A 9,301-nucleotide genomic window follows, 5' to 3' on the forward strand; every position below is an offset into this window, starting at 1 on the left:
CTCCTCGAGCCCGTTTGTCCCGTTTCTATCCCGGCTAATATTAGCACGGTTTCGGGTTCTTGGGTGAGACCTTCGGCGGTTTGCCCGTTCGTCCAGCCTGGACCCGGCCCCGCCGCGAACCCCCAAACCAGATGGCCGCGACTGCCCGCCGCGAGGCAAATATCCGTTCGTCCTCGCTATATCCTTGCTGAAACAACGAAGCGCTGATACTCATTAGCAGCGCGGAATTTTTCAGAGTCTGCGCCGGCTTGCGTCACGCGACAACGCGGAGCATGCTGTCCGAGACCAGAATCCTGACGTGGTGGCAACCGGGTTACGTAAGGTTCTGGTCGAACAAGAAGCAAGGGGCCGGTTTCCGATTCCGCGTCGGGAAAGGCCCACCAAATGCTCTGGAACTCTGGTGCCATTTTGCCCCCATGGCCTCGGAAGAGCATGAACATGGGGAAATCTATGGTCACGAAGAAACTAACCGCCAACGCAGAAAGCGCCGCCGCGTTTCTTGCGGTGATGGGCAACGAGAAGCGTCTGCTCATCATGAACTACCTGGCCGAGGGCGAACTGTCGGTCGGCACGCTTGCCGACAAGGTCGAACTCAGCCAGTCGGCACTCTCCCAGCATCTGGCCAAACTGCGCAGGTTTGGCCTGGTCGATACCCGCCGCGACCGCCAGATGGTCTACTACTCCTGCAAGTCCTCAGCGGCGATCGAGCTGCTGTCGCTTCTCGATGGCCTGCTGGCCACTGAGAAGCCGCTGGCAGGCGAAGCTCGGCAGGCTTTCGTCGAGAGGATGCGGCGGCCGCAGGCCGCCTGATCGGGCGATAACCGGCAAAACCGGAAACGACTTTCCGTTCCGGAATTGCGCACCAGTCGGACGAGGCCGGGGGGCCTTCGTCTGATGTCGCGCCTGGAAGCCGCCACTCGACCATCCCGCGGCCTCGCCGTTCGCGCCGCGTCAATTGGTCGAAGTCTTACGAATTCTTAATTTAGCGGTCACAAGTCTGCCAGGAAGGCCTTCGAAACAGGGGAACCTGTCGAACGGAGCCGCGCGGAATGGCCGTCAACACCTACACATCCACCCAGAAGTTCTTGCACTGGGCGCTCTTCGCGCTCGTTCTTCTGCTCTATGCCCTGACTTATGGCGACGCCTTCTATTCCCGCGGGGATCCGGCGGTCGCTTTCTTCTGGCGTCTGCACATTTCGTTCGGCCTGCTTCTGGCCGCGTTCGTCGCCTGGCGCGTGGTGCTGCGCGGCATGAGGGGAGCGCCCGGACTTCCCGCGGAAATGTCGGCGCCTGAGCAGGCGGCGGCGAAGATTGGGCACTTCATCCTCTACGCGCTGCTCATCGCTATTCCTGTGCTCGGCATCCTCTTGACCTGGTTCAGGGGCGATGCTCTGAGCTTCTTCGGCCTGTTCACGATTCCGGCCCCGTTTGCTCCGGACAGGACCACCGCGCGCACCATTCGCGAGCTTCATTCGCTCTGTGCCAACGGCATCTTGATCATGGCCGGCATCCATGCGCTCGCCGCGCTCTACCACCATTTCATCCGCAGGGACGGCGTCCTGACGAGAATGCTTCCGGCCGGGCGCGAGGGCTGAGTCGCTTCGGTCGGGCGCTTTGCCGGGCCACCTGTCAGAGACGCAAACCCGGTGCGCAGCACCCCGGCACCAAGGCTCCGGATTTCATCACATTTCCTTGAGATGGCGGTTACCGGCGGAACCAAACGCGACGTAAGTATATGATATTGCGAACCTTTTTAGGTAGGCTTCTGGTGCCCGAAATTCAAAGTTTACGGATTTGTATATCGCCCGCCCGGCCGTCGTTGGCTAATCTTGCAGGCGATCCACACCCCCGGATCACGTGATGGGTCGAACTTCCACTTCGGCGCCTCACGAGGCCCGCCGAACCCAGGAACGGCGGGCCTCTTTATTTTCTGACATACGCATTTTTTCGGAGCTTGCGTCAGGCCGCGCGTCTGGCCGGTTCATCGCGCAAGCGACGAACCGCTCCGTCATTTCGTTCTGACGCAAGCTCGGGACAGGAAGCGCCTCAGGCTTTTCCCGAGACCGACCGGGTGACGACGCTGCGCACCGCGAGCACCATCACGGTGATGGCGATCAGGATCACCGAAAGCGCGGCGATTGCCGGGTCGATGTTGTCGCGCAGGCCCATCCACATCAGGCGGGGCAGGGTGATGGCGTTCACCGAGGTGATGAACAGTGTCACGCCGATCTCTTCCCAGGAGAGCACGAAGGACAGAAGCAACGCGGTGACGATGCCGAACTTGATGTTGGGCATGATGACGCGCGTCGCGCGCTCCCAGACGCTGGCGCCGAGACCGCGCGCGGCCAGATCGATGCGCCGGTCGAGCTGGCTGAGCGAAACCAGGATGAGCACGGTGGCGAAGGGCACCGTCATCACCGAATGCGCCATGGCTACGCCGAGCCAGGTGTCGTAGCCGAAGAAGGACGTGAGGCCGGAGATCGAGGTGAGCAGGAAATAGAGCGTCACCGCCGAGACCACCGGCGGCACCACCATCGGCAGCAGCACGAAGCCGACGAGGGCAGCCGTGAAACGCGGCTGGAACATCCACACGCCGAGGCTGAAGGTGAGCGCCAGGACGGTCGAAATGATGCTGCTGACGACGCCGATCCGAATCGACAGCACGATGGAATCCAGCCAGCGCGGATCCTCGATCAGCGAGCGGTAGTGGCGCAGCGACAGCTCGCCCGTCGGCATGGTCAGCATGCGGCTCGGGGTCAGCGAGACCGGGATGACCGCAAGCAGCGGCATGAGCAGGAACAACGCCACCAGGACGGCGAGGATGAGCGACACGGGGCCAGGGCGGTAGGTGGGCATCGAGCTACACCAGCTGCTTTGGTTTGACGTAGCGGAAGAGCAGCGCCATCAGCGCGCCGACGAACACCACCAGCACGACGCTGATCGCCGCGCCCAATCCCCAATCCGGGCTCTGGAAGATGCGCAGGTAGATCAGTTCCGCGATCATCACGCTGCGGCCGCCGCCGAGGATGGCGGGGGTGACGAAGAAGCCCAGCGAGAAGACGAAGACGATGAGCGCCGAGCCGATGATGCCGGAGCGCGTCATGGGCACGAACACCGTCCAGAAGGTGCGCATGCGGCTGGAGCCCAGACCGCGTGCCGCGAGCAGCACCCGCTCGTCCAGGCTGCGCATGGCCGAAGCCAGCGGAAACACCGCGAAGGGGATGAGGAAATGCGACATGCCGACGATGACGCCGAATTCGTTGCGCACCAGCGTCAGCGGTTCGGAGATAAAGCCGATCGATTGCAGCCAGGTGTTGATCAGGCCACGGTTGGAGAGCAGCGCCACCCAGCCGAAGGCGCGCGTCAGCACCGAGATCCAGAACGGCACCAGGATGCAGAATTCGGCAAGCACGCGCTGCGCCGGGCTGCCGCGCACCCACACCACGGTGATGGCGTAGGCGGCGGTGACCGAGACGACGGTGACGATCGCCGCGATGCGCAACGTGCGGATGAACACCGATTGCACGAGGTCGTCGGTGAGCAGGGCATGGTACTGGCCAAGGCCGGGCGTCGGCAGGGTGAAGCTCCACTTCACCACGCCGAGGAATGGCCAGGCATAGGCAAGGATCAGGAACAGGAGCAGCGGCGCCATCAACAGCGCCGCGCCCGTCCTGTCGGAGAGGGTGCCTCTCATCGGTAAGAAAACCCCAGCCCGATCAGGCCGAGATGATCTTGGTGTATTCGTCGAGCGCCGCGCCGTAGTTCTTGGCGTACCACTCCATGTCGAGCGGGATCTGCTTGGTCATGTTCGCCGGATCGACCGGGTTGATGCGCTTCTTGTCGGCCGGGATCAGCGCGTCGGTGGCCGGGTTCGCCGGACCCTGTCCAAGCTTGTCGAACATCACCAGTTCCTTCTGCGGGTCCTGGGTGCTGGCGATGAACTTCATCGCCGCGTCCTTGCCACCTGGGTTGTTCTTCAAGACCGCCAGCGCGCCGGGCGAGATCAGGCCCTGGTCCCAGATGAACTTGATCTGGCCGCCGGAGTCCTGCTCGATCAGCGAGGCGCGTGTCGACCACACGATCGCCATCGAGGCTTCGCCGTTGAGCAGCACGCTCTGGCTTTCGGCGCCGCCGCCCCAATAGGAGACGACGTTCTCCTTGAAGGCCGCGATCTTGTCATGGGCGCGCTTCAGATCGAGCGGATAGAGCGAAGCGGGCGCCACGCCATCGGCGAGGAGCGCCGCTTCCCAGCTCGACACGCCCCACTTGTAGAGCGAGCGCTTACCCGGGAATTTCTTGACGTCGAAGAAGTCGGCCATGCCAGTCGGCGCGTTCGAGCCGAATTTTTGCGAGTCGTAGGCGATCACATAGGAGAAGAAATAGGTGGACGCCGCGTATTCCCAGCCGAAGCCAGGCCGCATCTTGCTCTTGTCGACGATCTTGTAGTCGATCGGCTCGAGCATGCCCTGGCCGCCGAGCGTGATGGCCGAGAACGGATCGACGTCGACGAGGTCCCAGGTCGGCGCGCCGCTCTTGTACTGCGCCGCGATCGCGCCCTCCGTCGGGCCCGAGCCGTCCATCTTGACCGGGATGCCGGTGTCCTTGGTGAAGGCCTGGCCGTAGGCGGCGTCATAGGCCGTGATGGCGTCGCCACCCCAGTTGACCAGCACCAGCCCCTTCGACTCGGCGAAGGACCGGGTCGAGCGCAGCAGCATCGGCGTGCCGGCAAGCACGAGGCCCGCGAGTTGCGCGAACTGGCGGCGCGAGATCTCGCCGCGCTTTGCCCTTTCGGACAGGTTCTCGATTGCGGTTTTCTTGGTGTCGTTCATGTCAGTTCCCCTTGTTGTCGTTGATCTGGTCCGGAAGCCGGTGCGGCGAATTCAGGCCGCAGCAGCGATGCTCATTGTCCTCCGTCCGGAAGGAGGAAACCCTTTTCGGCCGGCCAGGTCAGCCAGACCGAATTGCCTTTGCTGAGCGCCGCGGCCGCAACCTCGTTCGGCACCGAGACGGTGACCTTGGCGCCCTGGCGCGTGGTGAGGTCGAGCTTGGTCGCGGCGCCGAGATAGGTCGAGGCGACGGCGGTGGCGGCAATGCCGTTCTCGCCGGCCGAAGCTTCAGGCGCGATCGACATATGCTCGGGCCGGATGGCGAGGATGGCGTCACCCTTGATCGCCTCGGCCTTGCAGCGCATGTTGACCGCGCGATCCTCGCACAAGCCTGTCGCGCCATTGTCGGCGGGCTTCACGCCCTTCACCGGCAGCATGTTGATCTCACCCAGGAACTCGGCGACGAAGCGGTTGGCCGGGCGGTCGTAGACCTCGTCCGGCCTGCCGACCTGCAACAGCTTGCCGTGGTTGAAGATGGCGACGCGCGAGGACAGCGCCAGCGCCTCGCTCTGGTCATGGGTGACGAAGACGAAGGTGGTGCCGGTCTCCTGGTGCAGCCGCTTCATCTCGGCCTGCATCTGGCCGCGCAGGCTCTTGTCCAGCGCCGAAAACGGCTCGTCGAGCAACAGCACGCCCGGCTCGAACACCAGCGCGCGGGCCAGCGCCACGCGCTGCTGCTGGCCGCCGGAAAGCTGCGACGGCAGCTTCTTCTCGTGGCCCTTGAGGCCGACGCGCTCGACCATGTCGGCGACGCGTCGCTTGATCTCGGCGGCCGATTTCTTGCGCACCTTGAGCGGGAAGGCGATGTTCTGCTCGACGCTCATATGCGGAAACAGCGCATAGCCCTGGAACACCATGCCGGCGGCGCGCTGCTCGGCCGGGCGATCGGTGATGTCGGCGCCGTCGCTGAAGAGCTTGCCCACGCTCGGCTGCACGAACCCGGCCAGGATCATCAGGAAGGTCGTCTTGCCCGAGCCCGAAGGCCCAAGCAGCGTCAGGAACTCGCCGCGGCCGATATCGAGCGAAAGATTGTCCAGCGCACGGAAAGAGCCAAAGCTCTTGCCGATCCCGACTGCCTTTATTTCCGCCGCCCGGCCGGGTTGCTGCATCCTGCCTCTTTCCTCACTCTTGGCATCAGCGTAGGGCAGGGCGCGGGTTCACCGCAACCGAATAGTTTTCGCCTGATCGGCAAATTTGATTCACGGATGATGGGTTCGGCCCGAAAGCACTTGCACGTTTGGAGGCGCGCTGACGGCGACACGATCACAAGCGTTTGTAATTGGCGAATGCGCCCACACCTTCGTCATTCTAGGGCGGAGCAAGGAGCGGAGCGACGCGCGCAGACCCTAGAATCCATGCCGTGACCTCAGCGCGCTGCGACGGTGCAGAATTCTGATAGGCCATGCCATTCGCGGTCGTCACGGCATGGATCCTCGGGTCAAGCCCGAGGATGACGACCGGAAGGTTGGCGCTCCATCGCACTCTCCGCAACGTATCTGCGGGCCTCGCCTCAATACTTCGCCAGCCTATTTTCCAGCAACTTCGCCCTCAGCCATTCGCTGAACGCATTGAGCACCGGATGGCCGGCCTTGGCGTGCTCGAAGACCAGGAAATAGGAGCGCGGCGAGGGGACCGAAGCCTCGAACGGCTTGACCAGCCGGCCTTCGCTCAACGCGCGGCGGCCGGTCAGCTCGTCCCCCATGGCGATGCCCTGGCCGGCGACCGCCGCCGAGAACACCAGGTTCATGTCGGAAAAGAAGATGCCGCCTTCGGTGTCGGGGTTCTCCACCTTGGACAGCGCCAGCCAGCGCGCCCAGTCCTCGGTGTCGCCGAGATGGAGCAGATTGGCGCGAAGCACGTCGGCGGGCTTGGAGAAGCCGCCCACCTTGTTGAGCAGCGTTGGGCTGCAGAGCGGCGTGAAGAAGACTTCGCAAAGTAACTCCACCGACCGGTTCGGCCAGTTGCCGACGCCGAAGGCGATGAAGGCGTCCGCTTCCGGATTTGAGACATCGTCGAGCCGCCGCGGCGTCAGCACCGACAGCGCCACGTCCGGATACATCTGCTGGAACTCGCCGATATGGGAGCAGAGGAACATCGAGGCGAAGCCGGGCGGGCAGGAGATGGCGAAGGAGCCGCCGACGCCGGCGCCGCTGTTTTGCGTTCCCGCATCGCCGAGCACCGTCAGCGCCTTGCGCACATCGGCGGCGTAGCGCTGGCCGCGCGGCGTCAGCGCCACGCCCTTGCCGATGCGCTGCAAGAGGTCGAAGCCGAGGTCGCGCTCGAGCAGCCGAAGCTGGTGCGAGACTGCGCTCCGGGTCAGATGCAGTTCGTCGGCGGCGCGCCATACGCTGCCGTGACGGGCGAAGCTGTCTAAGGCGCGCAGCGCCTGCGTGGATGGAATTCTCAAGAGGCCTCAGGTGAACCGAATTTGCACGAGCCGGGAAAACATATCACTTTTTGATAAGCCGCTTCACTGCTTTCTTTAAGGCATGGAAAAACCAGTGACGACTTCGGCCCAACAAACCGCACTTGCCTGCATCGACAGCATCCAGCCGCTCCTGTCGGCCTGGACGCGCACCATCTTCGACTTCGGCGAGACCGCCTGGCGGGAGTACCAGTCGGCCGCCTGGTATGTCGACCGTCTCAAGCGCGAGGGCTTCTCTGTCGAGGAAGGCTCCGGCGGCATGCCGACCGCCTTCTGCGCCCACTGGACGAATGGCGACGGCCCGACGATCGGCATGTATGGCGAATACGACGCCGTGCCCGGAAATTGCCAGGATGCAGCGACGGTGAAGCGTCCGCGCGAGGGCCTGGGCGTCGAGGCCGGCGGCCACACCGATCCGCATTCGGGCCTGGGCATTGGCAGCCTCGGCGGTCTTTTGGCCACCAAGGCGGCGATGCTCGAGCACGGCATCAAGGGCACGCTGCGCTTCACCGGCGAGCCGGCGGAGAAGGTGAGGGGCTCGAAGCCGATCCATGCCGCCAAGGGCTATTATGACGGCCTCGCCGGCATGATCTCCTTCCATCCCTTCTACATGCTGCCGCTCTGCAACACGGCGCGCTGGGACACGCATTGCGGCGCCGCCTATTCGATGATCTACCGTTTTGTCTGCGACCAACCGGAGAATTGGACACGAGCGGCAAGCGACGGCGCGCCGATCCCGCAGGCGCATTCGGCGGTCAGGGCGCCCGGCGCCAACGACGCGCTGATGATGATGTACATGGCCTCCAAGGCGCTGCGCGATTCCATGCTGACGCATCAGGGCGGCTGGTCGATCAGCGAGGCGATCCTCACCGCGGGACAGGCGACCGCCGACAACCTTCCGGCGGGCCTGGCTGAAATCCAGTACATGATCCGCGTGCCGACCATTGCCATGGCCGAGCAGGTGACCGCCGTGCTCGACCGCAACGCGGAAGCGGCGGCGAAGATGAGCGGCTGCCGCTACGAGCGCCACTGGGTATCGAAGTCGCGGCCGGGTCTCGCCAACCACGCCATGGCCGACATCACCTACCAGGCGCTGTCCACTGTCGGCGCGCCGCGCTGGAGCGAGGAGGCGAGGGCCATCGCCCGCGAGGTGCAGGTCAATGCCGGCGGCGTAGCGACCGACAATCCCTTCATCGACGAGCTGGAGCGGCTGATCTCGCCGCAGGAGGCCGAAGCGATCCTGCGCCGCGACCTGCCGCCCTCGCAGGTGAACTCGACCTCCGACGACTACACCGACATGAGCTGGCATGCGCCGACATCGCGCTTCTATGTCGCCCGTCCGGCGCTTCGCGCCGCGAAGGGCCATGTCTATCCGGCCTGGGTGATGAATGCGCTGGGCGGCATTCCCGCCACCATCGACCCGATGGTGACTTGCGCGTCGAAGACGGTTGCGCTCACCGCGCTGCGCTTGCTGGAAGACAAGGCCGCGCGCGATGCCGCGATGGACGAGTTCGTCAGGCGAACCGGTGGCGGCGTTGGCGGCTCGAACTGGATCGCGCCGCTTTGCGACTACGAACCGCCGATAAACTTCCGCTGGCCGGAATATGTCACCACCGCGCGCGGGCGCGACTGGTGGATACCTGCCGCTTCCACCCCGTGACCGATCAACAAGACCATCCCGAGGAGAACACCATGACCGTCCATGACCGCATCGTCGCCGAGCCGTTCTCGCTGCAGCGCCGCAACCCCAATGGCGGCACCAAGCCGTTGACCGCCTGGGGTTTCGCCAACGAGACCGATGTGCTGACCGACGTGCTGCTCGGCTCGCCGAACTTCCTGCGCCACCTGTCGACCAGCTCGCTGTCGCGCAAGCACCTGCGCGAGGCGCCCTGCAACGTCCAGATCGCGCAGGCGCAGCACAAGGACCTTGTCGCGGCCTACGAGCATTTCGGCGTCAACATCCACTGGCACGAGCCGACGCCGGAACTGC

At 64.4% G+C, this 9,301-nt stretch carries 8 protein-coding genes and 1 pseudogene; 4 read left to right on the forward strand and 5 right to left on the reverse strand.

Annotated features, from left to right (window positions below):
• Positions 1-450 precede the first annotated feature (450 nt).
• On the forward strand, positions 451-810 hold the full coding sequence (locus Q0L57_RS14180) for a metalloregulator ArsR/SmtB family transcription factor (protein WP_296743605.1): 360 nt from the start codon (positions 451-453) through the stop codon (positions 808-810).
• A 239-nt stretch (positions 811-1,049) separates the two neighbouring features.
• Positions 1,050-1,595 carry a cytochrome b gene (locus Q0L57_RS14185; protein ID WP_296743588.1) on the forward strand — a complete coding sequence of 182 codons (546 nt, stop codon included), beginning with the start codon at positions 1,050-1,052 and terminating at the stop codon, positions 1,593-1,595.
• A gap of 451 nt (positions 1,596-2,046) precedes the next feature.
• Here Q0L57_RS14185 and Q0L57_RS14190 read toward each other — a convergent pair whose 3' ends face one another.
• The 5 genes from Q0L57_RS14190 to Q0L57_RS14210 all read right to left on the reverse strand — a co-directional run bounded on the left by Q0L57_RS14190 (position 2,047) and on the right by Q0L57_RS14210 (position 7,293).
• Positions 2,047-2,856: an ABC transporter permease gene (locus Q0L57_RS14190; RefSeq protein WP_296743590.1), complete on the reverse strand. Its 810-nt coding sequence runs from the start codon at positions 2,854-2,856 to the stop codon at positions 2,047-2,049.
• Positions 2,857-2,860: 4 nt separating this feature from the next.
• Positions 2,861-3,694: an ABC transporter permease gene (locus Q0L57_RS14195; protein WP_296743592.1), complete on the reverse strand. Its 834-nt coding sequence runs from the start codon at positions 3,692-3,694 to the stop codon at positions 2,861-2,863.
• Between the two features lie 22 nt (positions 3,695-3,716).
• On the reverse strand, positions 3,717-4,829 hold the full coding sequence (locus tag Q0L57_RS14200) for an ABC transporter substrate-binding protein (protein ID WP_296743593.1): 1,113 nt from the start codon (positions 4,827-4,829) through the stop codon (positions 3,717-3,719).
• Positions 4,830-4,900: 71 nt separating this feature from the next.
• Complete coding sequence (locus Q0L57_RS14205; RefSeq protein ID WP_296743595.1) at positions 4,901-5,995, reverse strand: ABC transporter ATP-binding protein; 1,095 nt, start codon at positions 5,993-5,995, stop codon at positions 4,901-4,903.
• 401 nt (positions 5,996-6,396) lie between these two features.
• Entirely contained in the window at positions 6,397-7,293 is an 897-nt protein-coding gene (locus tag Q0L57_RS14210) for a LysR substrate-binding domain-containing protein (RefSeq protein WP_296743597.1), read from the reverse strand.
• An 82-nt stretch (positions 7,294-7,375) separates the two neighbouring features.
• On the opposite strand from Q0L57_RS14210, the gene Q0L57_RS14215 reads away from it, so the two are divergent.
• Together Q0L57_RS14215 and Q0L57_RS14220 are read left to right on the forward strand one after the other, a co-directional pair.
• On the forward strand, positions 7,376-8,971 hold the full coding sequence (locus Q0L57_RS14215) for an amidohydrolase (RefSeq protein ID WP_296743598.1): 1,596 nt from the start codon (positions 7,376-7,378) through the stop codon (positions 8,969-8,971).
• Positions 8,972-9,003: 32 nt separating this feature from the next.
• A pseudogene (locus Q0L57_RS14220) lies at positions 9,004-9,301 on the forward strand (amidinotransferase); the annotation flags it as partial.

The organism is Mesorhizobium sp., from assembly GCF_024509055.1.
Taxonomy (GTDB): Bacteria; Pseudomonadota; Alphaproteobacteria; order Rhizobiales; family Rhizobiaceae; genus Mesorhizobium.